Source organism: Flagellimonas eckloniae, from assembly GCF_001413955.1.
In the GTDB taxonomy this organism is placed as follows: domain Bacteria; phylum Bacteroidota; class Bacteroidia; order Flavobacteriales; family Flavobacteriaceae; genus Flagellimonas; species Flagellimonas eckloniae.
This window is the reverse complement of record NZ_LCTZ01000002.1, coordinates 1,809,813-1,834,714: the sequence shown is the minus strand read 5'-3', so window position 1 is coordinate 1,834,714 and position 24,902 is coordinate 1,809,813. Positions and strand designations below refer to the sequence as shown.

The following is a 24,902-nucleotide window of genomic DNA, read 5'->3' as shown; positions in this document are numbered from 1 at the left end:
AAAATGCATCATATAGATATTTTAATAATAGCGCTTTATATTGTATTGACACTTGGTGTTGGTATTTGGGTTTCCAAACGGGCTTCAAAAGGGCTAAACTCTTATTTCTTAGGAGGTAAAAGTATCAAGTGGTATTATTTAGGATTGAGTAATGGCTCGGGGATGTTCGATATATCCGGTACGGCCTGGATGGTGGGCATATTGTTTCTTTATGGGACAAAGAGTTTTATGTTCATGTGGATGTGGCCGGTTTTTAACCAGATTTTCATCATGGTTTTTTTGGCCGCTTGGATCAGACGTTCGAACATAATGACCGGTTCTGAGTGGATTTTGACACGATTTGGAGACGACAAATCGGGTAGGGCCTCCCATCTTATCGTGGCTATTTTTGCAATTGTGGCAACCATTGGTTTCATCGCTTATTTTTTTGAAGGAGTAGGGAAATTTATGACCATAATTTTACCATGGGATTTGGCATTTGTCATCAATGGAGAGGTATTGCTTAGTTCTGACCAGAGCTATGCATTTCTTATTATATTCCTAACAACGCTGTATACGATTAAGGGGGGGATGTTCTCGGTAGTGGCAACAGAAGTTTTACAATACTTGATTATGGTGGTTGCAGGAATTTTGGTGGCCATATATGCATTTGTTTCCGTGACAGATGTTGAAATAAATAATGTTATTTCGACAGAATGGACCAATATTTTCTTTTCCAATCAGCTTAACGGTTCATGGGGCGAAAAATATGAGGCCTTTAATGGCCTCATTGATTCCCACGGTTATAAAATGTTCGGTGCTTTTATTGGAATGTCGCTCTTTAAGGGATTTTTTGCGAGCGTAGCCGGTCCTATTCCAAGTTTCGATATGCAACGAATCCTATCAACCAGGTCCGTAAAGGAAGCTGCTTACATGAGTGGATTTACCAATTTAATTTTGTTTATTCCCCGTTACCTACTTATTTCAGGGATTGTTGTTTTGGCACTTGTATATCTTGCTCCCTCAATGGCAATGTCATCAGAACTCTCCTTGGGAGATTTAGAGATAATACTGCCCAAGGTCATAAATCATCACATTCCAGTTGGTATAAAGGGATTACTCTTGGCAGGACTTCTTGCTGCATTTATGTCCACTTTTTCTGCTTTCGTAAATTCTGGACCCGCCTATATCGTTAATGATATTTACAAGAAATACTTTAAACCAATCGCGGAACCAAAGCATTATATCAAGGCCAGTCATATTGCATCTTTTGCTGTGGTCCTCTTGGGAGTCACCATGGGCTTTTTTGCCGATTCTATAAACTCCATTACGCTTTGGATTACCAGTGCACTTTATGGTGGGTATGTTGCTGCCAATTTTTTAAAATGGATTTGGTGGCGCTTCAACGGTTGGGGCTATTTCTGGGGAATGGCCTCTGGATTGGTTATTGCAACCGTCCAGTTTTTACTATATCAAAATAAAGGTAATTTTGAGATAGATTCCAATCTGTTTTATTTTTCTCAAATTCCCGCCATCTACTTATTTCCCATTATTTTTATTGTATCACTTCTAGGCTCTTTTTTAGGAACATTACTTACCCCTGCTACTAAAATGGAAACATTAAAAAACTTTTATGTTAATGTTAGACCATGGGGATGGTGGCATCCAGTCTATGTTGTACTAAAAAAAGAAGACAAGAATTTTAAAAAGAATAGAGATTTTACAAAGGATATGCTTAATTGTGCAATTGGCATTATTTGGCAATCCAGTATGATATTGTTGCCAATTTATTTTATGATTAGGGATTATCCAAAGACATGGATAGCTTTAGGGGTATTTATTATAAGCTCAATTATTTTAAAATATACTTGGTTGGATAAAGTAAGAAAGTATAGCAATTAAAAACACATATGAATTTGATTCCTTGGCAGGATAAGCCAAATAATTGGAAAGATATTTTATGGCGCTACAGTGCCAACCCTATAATAGATAGATATGCAATTCCTTCATCCAATAGCATTTTCAACAGTGCTGTTGTAGAATATAAAGATGGCTTTGCAGGTGTTTTTAGATGCGACAACAAAGCCGTTCAGATGAACATTTTTGCTGGTTTTAGTAAGGATGGTATCCATTGGGATATAAACCACGACCCCATACAGATGAAAGCTGGGAATACCCAAATGATAGATTCTGATTATAAATACGATCCACGGGTTGTTTTTATAGAGGACAGGTATTGGATTACCTGGTGCAACGGTTATCATGGCCCCACTATTGGAATTGGCTATACCTTCGATTTCAAGGAATTTTTTCAGTGTGAGAATGCTTTTCTACCTTTCAATAGAAATGGAGTATTGTTTCCCAAAAAAATCAATGGCAAATATGCCATGTTGAGTCGACCAAGTGATAATGGTCATACCCCATTTGGAGATATCTATATAAGTTACAGCCCAGATATGAAATATTGGGGGGAGCATCGCTGCGTGATGAAGGCAACGAATTTTGAGGATAGTGCTTGGCAATGTACAAAAGTAGGAGCAGGCCCAATTCCTATTCTCACAAACGATGGTTGGTTAATGCTGTATCATGGAGTTATAAATACATGTAATGGATTTCGATATGCTATGGGAGCTGCCATTTTGGATGAACATCAACCAGATATAGTGAAATATAGAACACAACCCTATTTGTTGGGGCCGTCAGAATTATATGAGCAAATTGGGGATGTACCCAACGTAGTTTTCCCGTGTGCTGCACTTCACGATAGCGAGGAGGATAAACTCGCAATCTATTATGGAGCGGCTGATACCGTTGTTGCCCTCGTTTTTGGAAGATTGAGCGAGGTAATTCAGTTTACCAAGGAAAATAGTCTTTAGTAAGTGAACGAAAAATGTAAAGATTCCAATATGAAAAGTTTATGGCAATCAATCCTAGAAAAACCCTTCATCATTTTATGTTTTGCCTTGACCTTTATGTCTTGCAAAACGGTTAAAGAGGAAAAAACGCAAAGACCCAATATTGTATTTATCATGAGTGATGATCATGCCTATCAAGCCATTAGTGCCTACGGACATGGACTTAACGATACCCCCAATATTGATAGGATTGCAAAAGAAGGAGCTATTTTTAACAAAGGATTTGTTACGAATTCTATTTGTGCACCAAGTAGGGCAGTTATGCTTACAGGAAAACATAGCCATGTAAATGGAAAGGTGGACAATATCAATGCTTTTAATTGGGACCAGGAAAATTTTGCAAAAACATTGCAAAAGTCAGGTTACGAAACAGCTTTGATAGGTAAAATTCATCTAAAGGGACTGCCCCAGGGATTTGATTACAGCAATGTACTCCCAGGACAAGGACAATATTACTCCCCAGATTTTATCGAAAACGGCGTAAAAAAAAATTACCCAGGCTATGTAACCAATGTGACAACGAATATTGCCTTGGATTGGCTTGAAAACAAACGAGAGATGGATAAGCCCTTTCTATTGTTATATCACCAAAAAGCACCACACAGAACATGGATGCCTGAGGAAAAATACTTTAGCCTGTTTGATGATAAGACTTTTGATCCCCCAGCAAACTTTTTTGATGATTATGAAGGAAGGCCTGCCGCAGCTGCCCATGAAATGGGAATTTTCAAGGATATGGATTTGGTGTATGATTTGAAAATGTTGGATAAAGAAGGGAAAATACAAACCAAATACCGAAATTCTTTTCAAGGAAGATATAATAGGATGGATGAGAAGCAGAAAGAAGCTTGGGATGCCTATTACGACCCTGTTATTGCCGACTTTAAATCAAGAAATCTAGAAGGAAGAGAGTTGGCTCTCTGGAAATACAATAGATATATGCAGGATTACCTCCGGACTATTCAGTCGGTGGATGATGGAGTTGGAGAGGTTCTGGATTATCTAAAAGAAAATGGATTGGAGGAGAACACAATAGTTGTGTACACTTCGGACCAAGGTTTCTATTTAGGAGAGCATGGTTGGTTCGATAAGCGCTTTATGTACGAAGAATCTTTTCGAACACCCCTGCTCATGAAATATCCCAAAGAAATAGAACCTGGAACTGTTGTTGATGAGATGGTTCAAAACTTGGATTTTGCCCCAACATTTCTGGATTATGCAGGAGCAGAGATCTCGGAAGAGATTCAAGGAGAATCGTTTAGACAATTGGTCAATGGCAAAGTAAGTGAATGGAGGGATGCCATTTATTATACTTACTATGAGTTTCCGGCAGAACACCACGTGAAACGTCATTATGGGGTTAGGACAGATCGCTACAAATTAATTCATTTTTATTATGACATAGATCATTGGGAATTGTATGACCTTGAAAAGGACCCTTCAGAAATGACCAATGTTTATAATGATGTATCCTATTCAGATGTCCAGAAAGTTATGCACGAACGTCTGAAAGAAATGCGAACAAAATACGGCGATAGCGACGAGTTGGATGAAATGCATTTGGAGAAATTCTTAAAATCAAAAAACTTAAAAAAATAAGGAACAATGCAATACGTAATGAAATTCTTGGCTTTGTCGATTTTCATTTTACTTGTTGGGTGCAAAGAACAAAGGGTTCCGGAAATAGCAAAAAAACCAAATATTCTATTTCTATTTACAGATGATCAACGTGCGGGCATTATTGGAGCCATGAATACATATGATGTTCTAACTCCAAATATGGATACATTGGTTGAAAACGGAACATCATTTACCAACGCTTATATTCTTGGAGCTACCACGGCTGCAGTCTGTTCTCCAAGTAGGGCCATGTTAATGACAGGGAGGCACTATTTTAATATAGAACCAAACGTATATGCCCAATTTGCTTTCCCGTTGGAAGACAGGGGAAAAAGTAATAAGCTTACCTTTCCTGAGTATTTCAAGGCTAACGGATATAACACATTTGCTACGGGTAAACAACATAATGGTAAGGATTGGGTGGAAAGAGGTTTTCACCATGTGAAATCAGCTTTTTTAGGAGGTATGACGACACATTTTGGGACAAAAGTGAAGGATTATAAACCAGAAACAGGTTGGTCAGAACCCTATCAACAAAAGGAAAAGTTTAGTAGTGAAGTCTTTGCTGATGCTGCTGTTGATTTCCTTGGGAGTTATTCGGGAGAAAATCCCTTTTTAATGTATGTATCCTTCACTGCTCCCCATGATCCCAGAACGGCTCCACAAGAATATAATGAACTGTACCCTTCCGACTCCATTGAGCTACCAAAAAACTTTATGCCGGAACATCCTTTTGAAATTGCTGATGAAAAAATTAGGGATGAGCGTTTAGCACCTTTTCCAAGAACGGATTCTATTGTGAAAAAAGAAATTTCTGATTATTATGCTATGATTACAGCTACCGATGCTCAAATTGGACGCATAGTAAAAGCATTGGAAGATTCAGGACAAAGTAAAAATACTATCATTGTTTTCTCTGGAGATAATGGACTGGCAGTTGGCCAGCATGGGTTATTGGGCAAACAAAATGTATATGAGCATAGTGTGGGTGTTCCATTGGTTTTCTGTGGTCCTAATATACCGCAAAACACAAAGGTCGATGCCTTGGCTTATCTACACGATGTTTTCCCAACACTTTGCGGTTTAACGGGATTGGAAATTCCAGAGTCCGTTCAAACCAAAGATTTAACACAGGTGATAAAGGGCGAGACCAGAACAGTGAGAAACAGTATGATGTATGCCTACAATTCATGGCCAGGAGATCTTATTGAAGGTAAAGGTCGTAAGCACAATCCGGGAGGAGGACATAGAGCTGTTAGAAAAGGAGACTATAAACTAATAGTAAGCGCAAAGCATGATGTATATACCTATCAGTTGTTCGATTTAAAAAACGATCCTTGGGAGCTATCTAACTTAATTGAAGATGAAAATTATGCTGCTGTAAAAGATGATTTAATGAATGAGTTGAAAAAGCTAATCGCAGAAACAGGGGATCCAGCGGACTTGACTAAAAAGGAGTTTGGACTTTTTGATAATCCTGAAGCATATAGATTTAGATAATTGATATTTGGCATGAAGTATTTTGGTGTTTTAAGCTTTCTTCTGTTTGTGTCTGTTGCAAATGCCGTTTTTTCGCAACGACAGGAATTAACATGGGATGAACTTGCAGCGCAGTACGAATGCCCAGAATGGTTCAGGGATGCCAAGTTTGGAATTTGGTTTCACTGGGGACCACAAAGTGTTCCGGAGCAAGGCGGAGGGTGGTATGCGCGCCATATGTACATGAAGGATGTCGGGAAACAAAAATTCGGAAAAATGGCAAATCCTTATCATTTGCAGACCTACGGACACCCTTCAGAATTTGGTTTTAAGGATGTCATTAATTTATGGAAAGCTGAAAAATTTGAGGCTGATGCCTTAATTAAATTTTCCAAAGAAAATGGTGCGAAATATATAGTCGCTTTAGCAAACCATCATGACCATTTTGACCTTTTTGATTCTTCGCACCACCCCTGGAACTCAGTAAACGTTGGTCCAAAAAGAGATATTATCGGGGAGTTTGAGGCGGCAACCCGTAAAGCTGGTTTGAAATTTGGGGTAACAAGCCACGATGATCGTTTCCTGAATTGGTGGAAACCGGCCTTTGGTGCTGATAAAACAGGAGAAAAAGTAGGTGTGCCTTATGATGGAAGACTCGCTAAGGAAGATGGAAAAGGAAAATGGTGGGAAGGTCTAGATCCTGCGGATTTGTATGGACCCATTCCAGAAAACAGAACCCCTGAGCGCATTGAAGCAATAAAAAAGAATTGGCAAGAACGGCATATAGAGCTTGTGAACAAATACAAACCAGACCTGCTCTATAATGATGGATTCAATTTTACCTATGGGGAATATGGTAAGGAAGTAAGCCGTAAATTATATAACAATAGCCTTAAGCAACATGGGTCCATTGAAGCGGTTATGCTGCTAAAAAGAAAGGCTAAGGGTACTGTGAATGAAGTGGAGTCTGGCGGTAGCAATACATTGAGGGAATATCCGTGGCAATCCGAAATCACATTTACGGATTGGTTCTACAAAAAAGATCGCCACCTGACCCACAATGCTCGAACCATTTTAGAAATGTTGATAGAAGCTACAAGTAAAAATGGAAACCTATTGCTAAACATAGAATTACATCCGGATGGATCTATCCCTGCTGAACAAAAGATAATTATAGAAACCGTTGGGGATTGGCTAAAGATAAACGGAGAAGCCATTTATGGGACCAGGCCTTGGAAAGTTTATGGTGATGGCAAGAGCGTACGTGGGGAAAATGAACAAAACGGGCAAGGTGAAGTCAGAAATGCAGGTGATGATATTGTGGCCAAGAAAAAAACTGGTGAGCACTATAACCAAAGAACAACAGCTTCGGATGCTTATGCATCTGATGAAGTGAGATTTACCAAAAAGGGTGATAATTTATACATTATGATTATGAACCCTAAAAAGGGTGAAATTAAAATATCGACATTTGGGTTAAATAATGAGTTGAACCCGGGAAGATTAAAGAAATTATCAAGGTTGGATAATGGAACTAAAGTAAAGTTCAAACAGACAAGAACGGCTTTGTCTCTTGCTGTTCCTACCATTAATGGAAGAAGTTATCCCATGGTTCTAAAAGCGATTTTTTAACCTAGTATTTTAATTAAAAGAAAATGAAGACAAAATTTTACTTTACTGTTCTTTCAATCTTGTTTTTGGCAAATTTCAGCTGTAAAAATAAGGTAGAGGGAAAGGTAGAAATGGTTGAGCAGGAAAGACCGAACATTCTTTACATTATGTCCGATGATCATACCTCGCAAGCCTGGGGAATCTACGGAGGTATCTTGGAAAATTATGTGCATACACCCAATATTAAAAGGTTGGCCAAAGAGGGCACTGTACTGGACAATTGTTTAGTGTCAAACTCCATTTGTACTCCGAGTAGGGCAACGGTGCTTACAGGTCAGTATAGCCATATTAACGGAGTTATCACCTTGGGAGCAGGACTATCGCCAAAGCACCCGACAATTGCCGGTGTATTGCAAAGAGGCGGCTACCAAACCTCGGTAATAGGAAAGTGGCACTTAAAACAGGAACCTACAGATGATTTCGATTATTACTGTGTATTGCCCGGACAAGGAAGATATTGGGACCCGATAATGAAAACTAAAGAAAATTGGAAAGATTACACCGAAGGGGGTATGCCATACAAAGGCTTTAGCACCGATGTAATTGCTGATAAAACCATCGATTGGATAGAAAATAGGGATACATCCAAACCCTTTATGGCCATGTGTCATTTTAAGGCCACCCATGAGCCATTTGATTATCCGGAAAGATTCAGTCATTTATATAGAGATGGGGATATCCCAATTCCCGATACATTTTATGATGAGGGGCCTGAAACAACGGGAAGGTCTTTCCGTGGACAATCAATAGACAGTTTAAAAGCAAGGTATCTAAGGGCTTCCAAAGACCCAGAAAATGTGCCTGGTTATATGAAATATCCAGAATTACCATTGACTGTTGATGGGTTAACCAAAATGGAAGCACGTTACAAAACCTATCAAAAGTACGTAAAGGATTTTATGCGTTGCGGGGCTGCGATTGATGATAACATAGGAAAACTTTTAAAATATCTAGATGAATCAGGGCTGGCAGAAAATACCATAGTTATCTATACGGCGGATCAAGGGTATTTCTTGGGGGAACATGGTTGGTTTGATAAGCGATTGATTTATGAAGAGTCTATCCATATGCCATTCGTTATCCGATATCCAAAGGAAATACCAGCAGGTCAACGAAATTCAGATTTAATTGAAAATGCTGATTTCTCTGCCTTGTTTGCAGACTATGCTGGATTGGAATATCCAAAAACCATGCAAGGACGTAGCTTTCGAGAAAACTTGAAAGGAAATACACCAGCCGACTGGCGCGAGTACGGTTATTATCGCTATTGGGACCATTCAAGTGATCGTCCAGGGCATTTTGGAATACGGGGTCAACGATTCAAGTTGGCATTCTATTATGGAAATGCATTAAAAGTTAACGGGTACACCAAGGAAAATCAACCCACAAAATTTTGGGACTTCTTCGATTTGGAAAAAGATCCCAACGAAACACACAATGCTTATAATGATGAAGAATATCAAGATGTCATCAAAGAAATGAAAGCTGAAATTTTAAGGCAACGTGAAACACTTGGTGATACGGATAAGGACAATCCTGAAGTGTTACAAATTATGGAAGATCATTGGAATAGTTAAAGGTAAATAATGAAGTTTTTACAGTACACGACGGTAATGAAGTTAGTAATAATAAGCCTATTTACTATAGGTTTAAATATGATGTCTTGTGCTGAAAAAGTTGATAAAACTCAAGAAAAACCAAATATAATTCTAATTATAGCGGATGACCAAGGTTTTGGAGATTTGGGATATTATGGAAACCCAAATATTAAGACCCCAGTTTTGGATAGTCTAGCAGAACGCAGTGTACGTTTTGATGAATTTTTGGTAAACCCGGTTTGCGCTCCCACTCGATCTGCATTAATGACTGGTAAATACTCTATGAGCACAGGCGTACACGACACCTACAGGGGAGGTGCCATGATGGCAACTGAAGAGGTCACCATAGCTGAGCTGCTTAAGGAAGCTAACTACAAAACAGGAATGATAGGTAAATGGCACTTAGGTGATAATTACCCAATGCGTCCGCAAGACCAAGGTTTTGAATATACATTAAATCATCTTTCAGGAGGAATTGGACAATATGGAGACTGGCCAAATACATTAAAAAGGGACAGCAGTTACTTTAATCCTATTCTTTGGAACAATGGAAAACAGCTTCAGACCAAGGGATATTGTACAGATGTGTTTACAAAAGCTGCGATGGAGTATGTGGAAGAGAACAAAGACAATCCATTTTTTCTATACCTGTCTTTTAATGCCCCTCACGGTCCTTTACAACTTCCACAGGAGTATTATGATATGTATAAGGATACGGATCCAGATGAAGGATTAATAGATCAGGGTAATCCGTATCCAAAAGTGACCGAGCATAGTAGGGAGAATGCCAGAAAGGTATATGGTATGGTGACCAACATTGATGACAACCTAAGATTACTTTTCAATAAACTGGAAAGTTTGGGTATAGAGGAAAACACCTTGGTTATTTTCATGACGGACAATGGCCCGCAGCATCCAAGATATATTTCTGGTATGCGGGGAAGAAAAGGTTCCGTATTTCAAGGAGGCGTAAGAGTCCCCAGTTTTTGGTATTATCCCAAGATGTTTAAAGAAGCTCGGGATATTAAAGCTCCCGCCGCCCATTACGATATCTTACCAACATTGGCAGAACTTGCAGGAGCAAAAATACCTGTAGGCCTGGAAATTGAAGGAGAAAGTTTAATGCCCCTGTTGACCAAGGCGGAAGACAATTTTCCTAATCGTATAATAAATCGATACTGGTCAAGAACCGCTCCCGTGAGGTACAGAAATGTATCTACCCGAAAAGGAAACCTAAAACTTGTGGGCGTAGGTCAGGATGATGAAGGAAATGATAAGTTCGAATTATTTGATTTGAGCAAAGATTATTTTGAACAAAATGATATTTCAGGTGAGAATGAAGCCATCGTAAAAGAATTGAAGTCTGAAATGGACATTTGGCTTACTACAATGGAATCATCCAAACATATTGTGGAATCTCCTAAACCGATTATCGGAACAACTTTTGAAAACCCGGTTATGCTTAATCAGAACGATGCTCATTTTGAAAAAGTAGTGGGCATCAAGAAGGATTTTATTTATTGGGATGCCAAAATTGATGAAACAAAGTCTTTTGATATAACCATACACCTTGACAAAGGCCTAAACCATAACGGCAATTTAGAATTGGTTATTGGAGATGATAGTAGAAAAATGGAGTTTGAAGGAAAGGGGCAAACCCAGCTCAGTTTTAAAAATATACTGTTGAACAAAGGGGATGTTAAAATCATGCCCAAGCTATATGTTGAAAGAAACGGAACATTGGTATACGTGTATCCATTTTATTTAGAAATAAAAGGTTGAATAGAAAGATGAAATTACCCTACATGAAAATGACAAAATTGATTGGTATCGCTGCATTACTTTTCTTGGTCCAATATGATTTGTTGTCACAGGAAGGTATGAAGCTTGCTTATGATGTTCCCGCGAAAAAATGGACTGAGGCACTACCCATTGGAAATGGAAATTTGGGTGCGATGGTCTATGGTGGTGTGGAACAAGAACATATTCAGTTTAATGAAGAAACCTTATGGAGGGGGCAACCACATGATTATTCCAATAAAGGTGCAGGAAATTATCTAGCGGAAATAAGGCAATTGTTAACCGATGGGAAACAGCGGGAAGCTCAAGACCTGGCTACAAAAGAGTTTATGAGCGAACCGCTAAAACAAATTCATTATCAGCCTTTTGGTGACATTCACATCAATTTTGATGGACATGAAAAGTATTCAAATTATTCAAGGACTTTAGATATAGAAAATGCAATCAGCAACGTATCATACAAAGTAAATGATGTTGCTTTTGAACGTGAAGTGTTCTCTAGTTTTCCGGACAAAGTCATGGTTGTACATCTAACCTCAAGCAAATCAAAAGCATTAAGTTTTAAAATTTGGTTAGATGCTATTCATGAAGATAAACAACTGAAAACAAGTGGTAAATCCCAAACACTAGAAGTAAAAATAAAAGACGGGGTTTTAAAGGGTGTTTCAACAATAAAAGTAGATACTGATGGTATTGTAGAAGTTGAAGATGGTAAGCTAAAAATAGTTGATGCATCCAAAGCCACTATCTATATGTCGGCAGCAACTAATTATATCAATTTTAAAGATGTATCGGGCAATCCTTATCAACAGGTAAGTGAAACCTTAAAAGGTATTGAATCCAAAAAGTTTGGTAAAATAAAGAAAAGACATATCAAAGATTATCAGTCTTTATATAATCGTTTTCAGTTGGACTTTGGGGATAACGGAAAATCGAAAGTGACTACCAATAAAAGGATTTATGACTTTTGGAAAGACCCCAATGACCCCCAATTAATTGCTTTATATGTGCAATACGCACGGTACTTGATGATTGCCTCAAGTCGACCAGGAAGCAAACCACCTACACTTCAAGGGCTTTGGAACGATAAGATAAAACCACCATGGTTCAGTAGTTATACGACCAATATAAATTTGGAAATGAACTATTGGCCTGTGGAAGTGACCAACTTGAGCGAATGCCACGAACCCTTGTTTGATTTTATCGAGGATATTTCAAAAACGGGAAGCATCGTGGCCAAGGAACATTATAATGCAGAGGGGTGGATCGTTCATCACAATGTGGATATTTGGAGAGGGGCGGCTCCGGTAAATGCATCCAACCACGGAATATGGCTTTCAGGCGGCGCATGGCTTTGTTCACATATCTGGGAACACTATTTGTTTACCAAGGACAAAGAATTTTTAAAAGAAAATTATCCGCTCATGCGTGATGCGGCATTGTTTTATTCTCAATTTTTATATAAGGATCCCAACACAGGCTACCTGATAAGTTCACCATCAAATTCTCCTGAAATTGGAGGCTTGGTTGCGGGCCCAACCATGGACCATCAAATCATACGCGCCTTATTTAAAACGATTGTGGAAGCGTCAGCTATTCTAGAGACGGACCATGATTTTTCAGAAAAGTTAAAAACAATACTTCCACAAATTGCTCCAAATAAAATAGGAAAGCACGGGCAATTACAGGAGTGGATGGAAGATAGGGATGATCCTGAAAATCATCACAGGCACGTATCGCATTTATGGGCCGTCTATCCCGGAAAAGGAATTAATTATGAAGAAACGCCAGAGCTGATGAAAGCTGCAAAGCAATCATTGGAATACCGAGGGGATAATGGTACGGGCTGGAGTTTGGCTTGGAAAATAAATTTTTGGTCACGATTTAAGGATGGAAATAGAGCGTATAAGCTATTGAATATTTTATTGAGCCCGGCTGAGGTTCCCGAACGTAAAATTAGGGGAGGGTCTTACCCCAACCTTTTTGATGCACATCCACCATTTCAAATCGATGGAAATTTTGGAGGGGCCTCGGGAATTGTTGAAATGCTACTACAAAGTCATTTGGATAAAATAGAATTATTGCCCGCCTTACCTGATGCATTGGCAGATGGTACTGTTTCAGGTGTTTGCGCAAGAGGTGGTTTTGAGCTGTCCTTTACCTGGAAAAATTCAGTTTTACAAGAGGTTGAGGTGCTTTCAAAAAGTGGGGAAAACTGCACTTTGGTTTATAATAACAAAATGGTTGAATTTAATACAAAGCCCGGAAAAAAATACAAGTTTGATGGTTTTTTAAATAAACAAAAATGACGAGAAAACTAATTGTAATAATCTTTCTTTTGAGTTGTAATACCGTTATGGTTGCACAAAATAAGAGTTCTATGCCCAATGTAATTATCATCTTTACAGATGACCAGGGCTATCAGGATGTGGGTGTTTTTGGTTCTCCGCTTATAAAAACACCAAATCTTGACCAAATGGCCGCAGACGGTATACGCTTTACTGATTTTTATTCTGCTTCACCGGTATGTTCCCCATCACGTGCAGCCTTGCTGACGGGTTCGTACCCTACTAGAGTTGGAGTACCCAAGGTGCTATGGCCAAATAGGCCTGGAGGATTGTCCAACCAGGAATGGACTATAGCGGATATGCTCAAAGCCCAGCAATATGCTACGGCTTGCATAGGTAAATGGCATTTAGGGGATGAGCTACACTATTTGCCAACAAAACAAGGTTTCGACTCATATTTTGGAATCCCCTTCAGCAATGATATGTCAGTTAACCCAAATTGCAAGGTAGCGGAAAACATTATTTTTAGGGAAGGAATGACTTTGGATAGTCTTCGTGAGAAAAAGTGGCGTAAAAGTAAAGTTCCACTAATGAAGCAAGATGCGGTAGTAGAATATCCAGTAGACCAAACCACACTTACAAAGCGTTACACGGAAAGTGCAGTTGATTTTATAACTGAAAACAAAGACGCCCCCTTCTTTTTATACTTGGCCCATACAATGCCCCACATTCCTCTGTATGCCTCCAAAGGTTTTAAGGGAAAAAGTAAAAGAGGTCTATATGGTGATGTTATTGAAGAAGTAGATTGGAGCGTAGGTAAAATTTTAAGGACTTTGGAAATTTTGGGCATTGATGATACTACGCTGGTCATCTATACTTCGGATAATGGTCCATGGAAATTGGACAACGGTCGTGGTGGTAGTGCTTTGCCATTAAGAGGATTTAAATTTCAAACGTATGAAGGTGGTATGCGTGTACCCATGATTGCTCAATGGAAAGGAAAAATAGCTGCAGGGAGTGTGTGCAGTCAAGTTGCTTCTACCATAGATTTTCTGCCTACCATAGCTTATTTAACCGATGGTGAAATGTCGGGTAAACCCATAGATGGAAAGAATATTTGGAAATTATTATCAGGTAAGAAGACAAAATCACCTCATGAAAAAGAAGGCTTTTTCTATTATAAGGACACAATTGCCGAGGCTATACGATATAAAGACTGGAAGCTACGCGTAGTAAAAGATAAAATAGAATTATACAATCTGTCCAAAGATATTTCAGAAGAAAATAATGTTGCGGAAGGCAATCCTAAAGTAGTAAGAAAATTACGTGAAAAACTCGAGGATTTTGATGCCGATTTAAAACAAAATACACATCGATTTTAATTGATTGAAAAATTGGAGTACTTAAAAAAGATAGTGATAATCACCTTTTCAGGCTTGTGCATATGGGCATGTTCCAAGAAATCGAACGATGAAAATCTAGGGTATAAAAACCCAAAACTTTCGGTACAGGAACGTGTAGACGATCTTATGGGAAGAATGACTCTGGAAGAAAAGTTCTGGCAAATGTTTATGATTCCCGGCGATTTAAGCATTGGCAAGGACAAGCTTAAACACGGCATTTTCGGGTTTCAAATATCATCTAAAGGAAAGAATGACAATGCCGCAGAACAAATCATGGATTATGGTTCCACGGGAAGTGCCGAACAAATGGCTCAGGATATCAACGAAATTCAACGTTATTTTTTGGAAGAATCACGTTTGGGCATACCCATAATCCCATTTAATGAAGCCTTACATGGTTTGGCACGTGATGGGGCAACAGCATACCCACAAGCCATAGCCCTTGCTGCAACCTGGGACACCACTTTGGTGGGTAAGGTAGCCAAGGCCATTACCAAAGAGACTAAAACAAGAGGGATACGTCAAATTCTATCACCAGTATTAAACATTGCACGTGATGTACGTTGGGGGCGTACCGAAGAAACTTATGGGGAAGACCCGTATTTGACCACGCAAATGGCATCGGCATTTATTGGAGCTTTTGAACGGGAGGATGTTATTACAACACCAAAACATTTTGTGGCCAATGTGGGAGCTGGGGGCCGGGACAGTTACCCTATCAGCTTTAACGAGCGTTTATTGGAAGAAGTCTACTTTCCAGCATTTAAAACGGTATTCCAAAAAACAGGCGCGCGGTCTGTAATGACCTCTTATAATTCTGTTGATGGCACACCATGTACTTCCAACGAATGGTTACTGAGTAAAAAACTGAAAGAAGAATGGGGTTTTGATGGTTTTGTGATTTCCGATGCAGGAGCAACAGGAGGCGCCAATGTATTACATTTTACAGCTAAAGATTATGCCGAAGCTACAGAGGATGCCGTGGAAGCGGGATTGGATGTTATGTTTCAAACCAATTACAATCATAAACCATTGTTTTGGGAAGCTTTTGAAAATGGAATGGTAGATGAAAAGGCCATAGATGAAGCCGTTAGGCGTATTTTAAAAGTGAAGTTTGAATTGGGCCTATTTGAAAATCCTTATGTTGATGTTGAAGAAGCTGCTAAATGGAACGGACATAAAACTCATCGTGAATTAGCCAGAACAGCTGCATCTAAATCTATGGTATTGTTACAAAATAACGATAACGTATTGCCATTAGAAAAATCAATGAAAGTAGCATTGATTGGTTATGATGCTAAAGCAGCACGTTTAGGGGGCTATAGTGGTCCAGGTAATGATAAAGTGTCCGTGTATGATGGTATAATCAATAAAATTGGGGAAGCAAATGTATCATATGCAGAAGGTGTGCCATTTAAAGAACAATCGTACAAAGTAGTTGCATCAGACTTTTTATCAAATACAAAACACGGAAAAGAAGAAGTTGGTTTACAAGCAGAATATTTTGATAATATAAAATTAAGTGGAGAAGCTAAAGTAGAACGCATTGATAAGAAAATTCAATTTGGTTGGACCCTCTTTTCTCCACATAAAGATTTGCCGTATGATTGGTTTTCAGCAAGATGGACAGGGAAATTAAAAGCTCCAGAAACAGGTGTTTTCAATATTGGTATCGAGGGAAATGACGGCTATCGTTTGTACTTGGATGACGAGTTGCTTATTGATAACTGGCAAAAACAATCTTATAATACTATTGTAAAACCATTCAAGTTTCAGGCAGGAAAAACCTACGACATCAAACTAGAGTATTTTGAATCGGCAGGAAATGCAAAATTCAAAATGATTTGGGATTACGGTGTAGAAGATATGGTTGATGAACAAATTGGCAACGCAGTTGCAATCGCTAAACAAAGTGATATTGCTGTAGTAGTAGCAGGAATTCACGAAGGCGAATTTCAAGATAGGGCCTTATTAGACCTTCCAGGACATCAAGAAGCCTTAATTAAAGCAGTTGCTAAAACAGGCAAACCAACAGTTGTTATATTAGTTGGTGGTAGTGCCATAACTATGGCTAATTGGAAGCCCAATGTAGATGGTATTGTAATGTCTTGGTATTCTGGTGAAAATGGAGGAAACGGATTGGCAGATATACTGTTTGGGGATGAAAATCCTGCAGGACGTTTACCCATTACATTTCCAGTTGATGCAGCACAATGTCCATTGTATTATAACAATAAGCCCACAGGACGGGGTGATAATTACCATAATCTTACCGGGCAACCGTTGTTCCCATTTGGTTTTGGGTTGAGTTATACCACTTTCGAATATTCCAATTTAGAATTCAGTAAAAATAATATCGCAACTAGCGAAACGGTCCAAGTTTCGTGTATGGTAAAGAATACTGGAGAAATTGATGGTGATGAGGTCATTCAACTATACATTCGAGATGAATTGGCTTCAGTAGTACGTCCCATTAAAGAACTTAAAGGCTTTCAAAGAATTTCGCTAAAAGCAGGAGAACAAAAACAAGTAACTTTTCAAATAGGACCAGAAGAACTCTCTATGTTGGATAAAGATTTAAAACGAGTTGTAGAATCTGGAGATTTTAGAATTATGATTGGGGCATCATCAAAAGATATAAGGTTAAGAGGGAAATTGCATGTGAATTAAAATAGTATGGGGATACGGAAATTAAATTTGGGATTTTTGGCTACCATTTATTGGCTGGTAGTTTTTGCCAATTCCTGTACTCCAAGTGTCCAGCAAAAACAGCCTGTGGATTATATCAATCCTATTATTGGAGCGGTTACCTATGGTAAAAAGACAAAAGATACACATGGTTTTGGAAAAACATTTCCTGGGGCGGCCACGCCTTTTGGCTTAGTACAGCTAAGTCCAGATACCTTTACAGGAGGTGACAATGGTTCGGGGTATTCATATGAACACGAAACTTTGGAGGGTTTTAGCTTTACACATATGAGTGGTGTGGGATGGTTTGGGGATTTAGGAAACTTTTTAGTTACACCAACAACAGGGAAGTTAAAAACAAATAGAGGTTTTCCCAAGAATCCCGAAGGCGGGTATCGTTCCCGATTTTCACACGAGACAGAAGTCACAAAAGCGGGTTATTATGCTGTTACGCTGGATGATTATCATGTGAAAGCAGAATTGACAGCTGCACCAAGGGCGGGGATTATACGTTTTACCTTCCCCGAAAATGATAGCTCCAGAATACAAATAGATCTATCCCGAAGGGTGGGAGGAACGTCCACAGAGCAGTATATCAAAGTTGTAAATGAAAATGCCATTTCTGGTTGGATGAAATGTCCACCCGAAGGAGGAGGCTGGGGTGCTGGGGCCGGAAATGCCGATTACACAGTCTATTTTTATTGCCAGTTCAGTAAACCACTTAAGGATTATGGATTTTGGAGTGCCAATATTCCTGATGTGCCCCGAAAAATGCGCTTTATAAGGCAAGATGACTATCAACTAGCTGTGGAAAATGCCCAAATTTTTGAAGGCAAAAAGGAACTTCAAGGAAAACATATAGGGTTTTATACCAATTTCAGTACCACGGAAGGGGAACAGGTTTTGGTAAAGAGTGGTATTTCATTTGTAAATGAGGAAGGAGCAAAGGCAAACTTGGAGCATGACATTGACCATTGGGATTTTGATAAAGTCAGTGAAGATGCGCACATTTTGTGGAATGACTCTATAAAAGATATTTCTGTTACAGGGGCAACCGAGGTAGAAAAAACTATTTTTTATACCGCCCTATACCATACCATGATAGATCCACGTACATTTTCAGATGTTAATGGGAATTATATTGGTGCTGATAAAAAAGTACATCAAACCAAAGACTTTACCTATAGAACCATTTTTAGTGGCTGGGATGTATTTCGGTCGCAATTCCCCTTACAGACAATAATCAACCCAAAATTGGTAAATGATGAGGTCAATTCCTTATTACAGATGGCTGAGTTAAGCGGACGCGAATACCTGCCTAGATGGGAAATGTTGAATTCCTATTCGGGGTGTATGCTGGGGAATCCTGCCGTTTCCGTAATCAATGATGCTTATCAAAAAGGAATTCGGAATTATGATATAGAGAAGGCTTTTCAATATTCTTTAAATACGGTCAACAATACTGGAAATGGTGAATTGGGATATGCCCATAAGCACATTTCCAAAACCTTGGAATATGCATATTCGGATTGGGCACTGGCAACATTTGCAAAATCTCTGGGTAAAAAAGAAATTGCAGAGGAGTACTTTAAGAAAAGTAAGAACTATGCTAATATTTGGAATGATGAAGTAAATTGGTTTAGAGCTAAGGACAGCACTGGAAATTGGTTGGAATGGAAAGGAAAAACTGTTCACGGACAGGGGTGTATCGAAAGCAACCCCTACCAACAAGGATGGTTTGTACCCCATGATATTGAAGGTTTAAAAACTTTGATGGGAGGTAAGGAAGCCTTTAAAAATGAACTTATTTCTTTCTTTGAAAATACTCCGGAAGATTTCCTTTGGAATAACTATTACAATCATCCAAATGAACCAGTGCACCATGTTCCATTTATGCTAAATACCGCTGGAGTTCCACATTTGACCCAAAAATGGACACGGAAAATATGCGAATCCGCCTATGGAACAGACGCGTACGGTTTGTGTGGCAATGAAGATGTAGGACAAATGTCCGCATGGTATGTGTTGGCCTCAATGGGAATTCACCCCATAAACCCTGGGGATAATGTATATCAAATTACAAGTCCGGTTTTCAATGAAATCGAAATAAAATTAGACCAAGATTATTATTCAGGAAAGAAATTTAAAATCCAAGCAAATAACAATTCCAAAGACAATATCTATATCCAATCGATAAAACTGAATGGAAAACCCTTGGACCGCTTTTGGATTACACACCAAGAAATTGTTAAGGGTGGAATTTTAGAAATGGAGATGGGGCCAGAACCTATCATAAATTAAAAATATGAACTACCACAGGTATATGATTTTAAAACGGTTGGTTCCAGTACTTTTTTTGGCCGCTACCTTGATTTCATGTGCGCAGAAAAAAACGGTTGAACCCAAAGTGCAGGCAGCAAAAACTGCTCCCAATATTGTCTATATTCTTTGCGATGATTTAGGGTATGGGGATGTGCAGGTGCTAAATCCTGAAAGAGGTAAAATTCCAACACCCAATATTGATGGTCTGGCTCGGGAAGGAATGACTTTTACCGATGCGCATTCTGGATCCTCGGTATGTACACCCACTCGCTATGGTATTCTAACCGGACGCTACGCATGGCGCAGTCGTCTACAAGAAGGTGTTTTGGCAGGTGGTGCCGAACGGGAACCATTGATTGACAAGGACAGATTGACCGTCCCAACCTTACTAAAAAAACAAGGATATAGTACAGCCATTATCGGAAAATGGCATTTGGGATTTGATTTTGTGGACGATAGTGGAAAAGCTGTAAAATTATACGATGGAAAAAAAGCGCTTTTGGCACCCGTGGGTTCCACGGTTCCTAATGGACCAATTAGCAGGGGATTTGATTCCTATTTTGGTTTTCATCATTCCCGAGTTATGAAAACCGTGATTCAAAATGATAAGGTGGTGGACCATATGCCAGAAGTGGAAATGTTACCCCTTTTGGCTAAGAATACTGCAGAATATATCGAAGAACAATCAAAAAAAGATGCCCCTTTCTTTCTGTATCTGGCATTAAACTCACCCCATAGTCCAGTTGTTCCCACGGCAGAATGGAAAGGGAAAAGCGGTATGGGACCATATGCAGATTTTGTAATGCAGACTGATGATGTAGTTGGCCAGGTGATAAAAGCTTTGGAGAAAAATGGAATTGCAAATAACACCTTGGTTTTTTTTACGAGCGATAATGGCTGTTCTTATCCAGCAGCCAAAGGAAAGCAGTTGGAAGAACAGGGTCATTTTCCAAGTGCACAGTTTAGAGGTTCCAAATCGGATATATGGGAGGGAGGTCATCGCATTCCCTTTATAGTCAAATGGCCTGGCAAGGTGCCACCCAATTCTGAAAACGATGAATTGGTTTGTCTTACCAGTTTGATGGCAACGGTTGCGGAGATAACAGGAGCTGAGATTCCCGATACTGCGGGTGAGGACTCTTTTAACATTTTACCCTTACTTACCGATGCTACTGCCAGTACCAATCATGATGTTGTAGTACACCATTCGATTCATGGAAAATTTTCCATACGAAAGGGAAAGTGGAAATTGGAACTTAATCCTGGTTCTGGCGGATGGTCCAATATAAAAGACCCCAAGGCCCGAAAAATGGGAATGCCAGAAGTGCAATTATACGATATGATGGCAGATGAAGAAGAGCAACATAATGTGCACGACAAATATCCTGAACTGGTAAAAGAACTTACAGATGAATTGGTAGCGGTAGTGAATAAAGGACGTTCTACCCAAGGGGAAGCACAGTCCAATGATGTGTCCATCGATATTTATAAAACAGACAGATAACAGCAAAAATTAAGTATACCAAATTAATGAGACAATGAAGAAAGTGATTTTGATTTTGATGTGTTTTTGGGCAACACTTACAGTAAATGCACAAAAATTTTACGATTACCCAATGCCAGAGTATACACCAACCCAAGGTAATTTAGAAGCACGGGCTACTTTTCAGGATATGAAATTTGGTATGTTTATTCACTGGGGTGTTTACAGTGTTTTAGGGGATGGTGAATGGGTAATGCATCAACAAAAAATACCACTGGAGACCTATAAAAAATTACCGAAGTTTTTTGACCCTGAAGATTTTAATGCCGAGGAGTGGGTTAAAATAGCCAAATCTGCAGGCATGAAGTATATTACAATTACCTCTCGACACCATGATAGCTTTAGTATGTTCGATACCAATGCTACAGATTATGATATTATAGATGCTACACGGTTTGATAGAGATCCTTTAAAAGAATTGGCTGAAGCCTGTAAAAAAGAAGGAATACAATTAAATTTCTATTACTCACTTTTAGATTGGGCAAGAGAGGACTATAAAAATGGTAGAAAAGGTGATGAAGAAGCTTGGAAAGATTATATAAAATTCATGAAAACCCAACTCACCGAACTTCTTACAAATTATGGCGAAATAGGATGTATTTGGTTTGATGGACATTGGGACAGAAAACAAGCCAATTGGCATTATGATGAGATTTATGCTTTAATCCACGAGCTGAGCCCAAATACGTTAATCGCAAATAATCATCACATTCAACCCATACCGGGAGAGGATATTCAAACTTTTGAGCGCGATTTACCGGGAGAAAATCAAGGAGGATATAGTGCAGGAGTTCAGGTAAGTCAGCTGCCATTGGAATCTTGTGCCACCATGGGAAAAGCGTGGGGATTTAATTTAAACGACAAAAAGTATAAAACTACAAAGCAACTCATTCACTTTCTTGTAAATGCGGCAGGCAAAAATGGCAACTTATTATTAAATGTAGGTCCAATGCCAAATGGGGAAATTCAGCCAGAATTTGTTGATACTTTAGGTGAAATAGGTGAGTGGACCAGTACTTACGGAGAAAGTATTTATGGTACACGCGGTAATGTTATTAAAAGCCAAGAATGGGGCACAATGACCAGAAAAGGGAAAACGCTGTACATGCATATTTTAAATCCTTCATCAAAACCCTATTTCTTTATTCCGGAACTAAACGAAAAGATAGTTTCGGTAAAAACTTTTGACGGAAAAAGAGTGAAATTCAAACAAATAAAAGAAGGTGTTTTTATTTACATGGACAGTAAAAAAATAGATGGGATAGATGAGGTTTTAAAATTGAACATAAAATGAAAAAGCATAGCCTATTTTTAATTTTTATTTTGGTTTTTTCGGTTTCATGCTCAAAGCCCAATCCGTCATTTAAAAAAGAGGATATATCAATAATTCCAAAGCCTTTAAATTTTAAACTCAATGAAGGTTCCTTTGAAATAAAAGAAAATACAGCGATTATCCTCGATAGCAGAAATCAGGAAAAAGCAGCAGACTTTTTGGTAAGCATGTTTGAAAAAGCTGCGGACTACAATTTGGAATTGAAAAATACATTGGCAGAAGGAGCATTTTTTTTTAAAAATGTAGAAGGCTTAAAACAAGGCGCATATACATTAGAAGTTAATACCACTTCTATAGTTATAGAAGCATCGGATGAAGGTGGTTTTTTTAATGCGGTTCAAACTATTCGTCAACTTTTACCAGTGGCAGTAGAAAGTTCGAAAAAAACAGCTTCAGATTGGTTTGTGCCTGCAGTGAGTATTGAAGATGAGCCACGTTTTTCTTGGCGAGGGATGCATATGGATTTTAGCCGTCATTTCTTCAATATTGATGAAGTAAAGGCATTTTTGGATTATATGGCACTCTATAAATTGAATACCTATCACATGCATCTTACTGATGATCAAGGATGGCGCATTGAAATAAAAAAATATCCATTGTTGACGGAAAAAGGAGCATGGCGAACCCCTAACAACCAGGATACGATTTGTAACACGAGAGCCATTGAGAATGAATTGTACAAAATAGACGAATCCAATTTTAAGGAAATGGATGGGGAGCGAAAGTACGGAGGATTCTTTACCCAAGAACAGATCAAGGAAATTATAAGCTATGCGGATGAACGCAATATTACTGTAATTCCTGAGATTGATATGCCTGGTCATTTTATGTCCGCAATTGATAATTATCCCTTTTTATTGTGTGAAGGAGAAGAATCTGGTTTTGATACGGTATTTACCAAACCCGCTTGTTTGGCAGAGGATACTACTTACAAGTTTATGGAGAACATATTGACGGAAGTGGCTGAACTGTTTCCAAGTAAATACATCCATATTGGAGGTGATGAGGTCAATATAAGGACTTGGAAAAAATGTCCCAATTGTCAAGTTATGATTAAGAAGCATCACTTGGAAGACGAACATGAATTACAATCACATTTCAATAGACATATAGAGAAGTTTTTGCAATCCAAAGGAAAACAGTTAATGGGCTGGGATGAGATTGTTACAGGCGGCCTAACAGAAGATGCCTCTGTCATGTGGTGGCGGGGTTGGAGACCAGAAGCACCTGGAATTGCAGCAGACAATGGAAACGATATTGTTATTACAACCACGGATGCCTATTATTTTGACTATTTAAATGAAGGTAATCCGGTAGAAAAGATATATAACTACGAACCGGTGCCAGATTATTTTACGCCCAAGCAAACAGAACGGGTTCTTGGATTACAGGCAAATCTCTGGTCGGAGTGGATTCCGAGTTTTAAACGATTGCAGTATCAGGCCTTTCCCAGAATGTTGGCCGTATCAGAAAATGGATGGGCAACGCAAGAAAAAGATTTTGGGGAGTTCAATTCGAGATTGGAAAAACAATATAGTAGGTTGGATGCCCTTGATGTGTACTATTACATTCCTGCCGTAAAAGGTCTTGAAAAGGACATCGCTTATGTGGACAGCACCAAAGTGGCTTTGGAACTGGCATACCCTCTTAAGGACGTGGAAATTTATTACTCTTTGGATGGAAGAAGTCCAACAAAAGAAGCCATAAAATATGAGGCCCCTTTTATGGTGAATGACACGATTGAAATCAAGGCCCGTGCGTATCGTGGTGAAAAATTCAATGATTTAAAAAAAGCAAAGGTAATTCAGAAAACCTATAAAGAGGCATCCGGCAAAACCCCAAAAGAAAGCGGTTTAAAAAGATGGATCACTCGAGGGAAATTTAAAAAAGTCGAAGATATTAAAACACCTATTAATGGCAATTATACAAAAGTGGACAGTATTGCTCTAGGTGATTTTAAGGATGAAAAAAACTTCTCTATGATCTACCAAGGGTATTTCAAAGCAGAAAAAGATGCTGTTTATGAATTTGAGACACGATCGGATGGAGGGAATCTGCTTTATATTGATGATGAATTGATTGTCGACAATGGCGGATATCATGGTCCACGAAAGCGTTATGGAAAAGTTGCACTTAAAAAAGGGTGGCACCCCATCTCAATACGATACAAGCCCAGTCAAAATCCTCGGATGATCAATGTTTGGTACGGCGTACAAGGAGAACAATTAATACCAATAGACAGCCAGGTAACAGGTCACTAAAC

General features: G+C 38.8%; 14 protein-coding genes. All 14 read left to right on the top strand.

The window, feature by feature from the left end:
- Nucleotides 1-3 precede the first annotated feature (3 nt).
- Genes AAY42_RS07850 through AAY42_RS07785 form a run of 14 tightly spaced genes read left to right on the top strand, consistent with a single transcriptional unit; the run spans nucleotide 4 to nucleotide 24,900 of the window.
- Nucleotides 4-1,881, top strand: coding sequence for a sodium:solute symporter family protein (locus AAY42_RS07850; RefSeq protein WP_055393954.1), 1,878 nt, complete (start codon nucleotides 4-6; stop codon nucleotides 1,879-1,881).
- An 8-nt stretch (nucleotides 1,882-1,889) separates the two neighbouring features.
- Nucleotides 1,890-2,855 (top strand): glycoside hydrolase family 130 protein, encoded by a 966-nt coding sequence (locus tag AAY42_RS07845; RefSeq protein ID WP_055393952.1) that lies wholly within the window; start codon nucleotides 1,890-1,892, stop codon nucleotides 2,853-2,855.
- Nucleotides 2,856-2,885: 30 nt separating this feature from the next.
- Complete coding sequence (locus AAY42_RS07840; protein ID WP_082433363.1) at nucleotides 2,886-4,493, top strand: sulfatase family protein; 1,608 nt, start codon at nucleotides 2,886-2,888, stop codon at nucleotides 4,491-4,493.
- A gap of 6 nt (nucleotides 4,494-4,499) precedes the next feature.
- Nucleotides 4,500-6,014 (top strand): sulfatase family protein, encoded by a 1,515-nt coding sequence (locus AAY42_RS07835; protein WP_082433362.1) that lies wholly within the window; start codon nucleotides 4,500-4,502, stop codon nucleotides 6,012-6,014.
- A gap of 12 nt (nucleotides 6,015-6,026) precedes the next feature.
- On the top strand, nucleotides 6,027-7,625 hold the full coding sequence (locus AAY42_RS07830; RefSeq protein WP_139063687.1) for an alpha-L-fucosidase: 1,599 nt from the start codon (nucleotides 6,027-6,029) through the stop codon (nucleotides 7,623-7,625).
- Between the two features lie 23 nt (nucleotides 7,626-7,648).
- Nucleotides 7,649-9,241: a sulfatase family protein gene (locus AAY42_RS07825; RefSeq protein WP_055393947.1), complete on the top strand. Its 1,593-nt coding sequence runs from the start codon at nucleotides 7,649-7,651 to the stop codon at nucleotides 9,239-9,241.
- A 36-nt stretch (nucleotides 9,242-9,277) separates the two neighbouring features.
- Entirely contained in the window at nucleotides 9,278-11,044 is a 1,767-nt protein-coding gene (locus tag AAY42_RS07820; RefSeq protein WP_055393945.1) for an arylsulfatase, read from the top strand.
- Between the two features lie 23 nt (nucleotides 11,045-11,067).
- Nucleotides 11,068-13,371: a glycoside hydrolase family 95 protein gene (locus AAY42_RS07815; protein WP_222836838.1), complete on the top strand. Its 2,304-nt coding sequence runs from the start codon at nucleotides 11,068-11,070 to the stop codon at nucleotides 13,369-13,371.
- Entirely contained in the window at nucleotides 13,368-14,732 is a 1,365-nt protein-coding gene (locus AAY42_RS07810; RefSeq protein ID WP_222836837.1) for a sulfatase family protein, read from the top strand. Before AAY42_RS07815 ends, AAY42_RS07810 begins: the two co-directional genes overlap by 4 nt.
- Before the next feature lie 12 nt (nucleotides 14,733-14,744).
- Entirely contained in the window at nucleotides 14,745-17,423 is a 2,679-nt protein-coding gene (locus AAY42_RS07805; protein WP_082433564.1) for a glycoside hydrolase family 3 N-terminal domain-containing protein, read from the top strand.
- Nucleotides 17,424-17,429: 6 nt separating this feature from the next.
- Complete coding sequence (locus AAY42_RS07800; protein ID WP_082433360.1) at nucleotides 17,430-19,742, top strand: GH92 family glycosyl hydrolase; 2,313 nt, start codon at nucleotides 17,430-17,432, stop codon at nucleotides 19,740-19,742.
- Nucleotides 19,743-19,746: 4 nt separating this feature from the next.
- Entirely contained in the window at nucleotides 19,747-21,267 is a 1,521-nt protein-coding gene (locus AAY42_RS07795) for a sulfatase family protein (protein ID WP_175288740.1), read from the top strand.
- A gap of 34 nt (nucleotides 21,268-21,301) precedes the next feature.
- Nucleotides 21,302-22,600 (top strand): alpha-L-fucosidase, encoded by a 1,299-nt coding sequence (locus tag AAY42_RS07790; RefSeq protein ID WP_055393943.1) that lies wholly within the window; start codon nucleotides 21,302-21,304, stop codon nucleotides 22,598-22,600.
- Nucleotides 22,597-24,900: a family 20 glycosylhydrolase gene (locus tag AAY42_RS07785; RefSeq protein ID WP_055393941.1), complete on the top strand. Its 2,304-nt coding sequence runs from the start codon at nucleotides 22,597-22,599 to the stop codon at nucleotides 24,898-24,900. The genes AAY42_RS07790 and AAY42_RS07785 overlap by 4 nt, the downstream gene beginning before the upstream one ends.
- Nucleotides 24,901-24,902 lie beyond the last annotated feature (2 nt).

Excerpts from the sequence above, each read along its gene's own strand:
- AAY42_RS07795 (WP_175288740.1), top strand. The coding sequence starts at position 19,747 with ATGAACTACCACAGGTATATGATTTTAAAACGGTTGGTTCCAGTACTT.
- AAY42_RS07785 (WP_055393941.1), top strand. The coding sequence starts at position 22,597 with ATGAAAAAGCATAGCCTATTTTTAATTTTTATTTTGGTTTTTTCGGTT.
- AAY42_RS07850 (WP_055393954.1), top strand. The coding sequence starts at position 4 with ATGCATCATATAGATATTTTAATAATAGCGCTTTATATTGTATTGACA.
- AAY42_RS07800 (WP_082433360.1), top strand. The coding sequence starts at position 17,430 with ATGGGGATACGGAAATTAAATTTGGGATTTTTGGCTACCATTTATTGG.
- AAY42_RS07840 (WP_082433363.1), top strand. The coding sequence starts at position 2,886 with ATGAAAAGTTTATGGCAATCAATCCTAGAAAAACCCTTCATCATTTTA.
- AAY42_RS07845 (WP_055393952.1), top strand. The coding sequence starts at position 1,890 with ATGAATTTGATTCCTTGGCAGGATAAGCCAAATAATTGGAAAGATATT.
- AAY42_RS07810 (WP_222836837.1), top strand. The coding sequence starts at position 13,368 with ATGACGAGAAAACTAATTGTAATAATCTTTCTTTTGAGTTGTAATACC.
- AAY42_RS07820 (WP_055393945.1), top strand. The coding sequence starts at position 9,278 with ATGAAGTTAGTAATAATAAGCCTATTTACTATAGGTTTAAATATGATG.
- AAY42_RS07815 (WP_222836838.1), top strand. The coding sequence starts at position 11,068 with ATGAAAATGACAAAATTGATTGGTATCGCTGCATTACTTTTCTTGGTC.
- AAY42_RS07830 (WP_139063687.1), top strand. The coding sequence starts at position 6,027 with ATGAAGTATTTTGGTGTTTTAAGCTTTCTTCTGTTTGTGTCTGTTGCA.
- AAY42_RS07825 (WP_055393947.1), top strand. The coding sequence starts at position 7,649 with ATGAAGACAAAATTTTACTTTACTGTTCTTTCAATCTTGTTTTTGGCA.
- AAY42_RS07790 (WP_055393943.1), top strand. The coding sequence starts at position 21,302 with ATGAAGAAAGTGATTTTGATTTTGATGTGTTTTTGGGCAACACTTACA.
- AAY42_RS07835 (WP_082433362.1), top strand. The coding sequence starts at position 4,500 with ATGCAATACGTAATGAAATTCTTGGCTTTGTCGATTTTCATTTTACTT.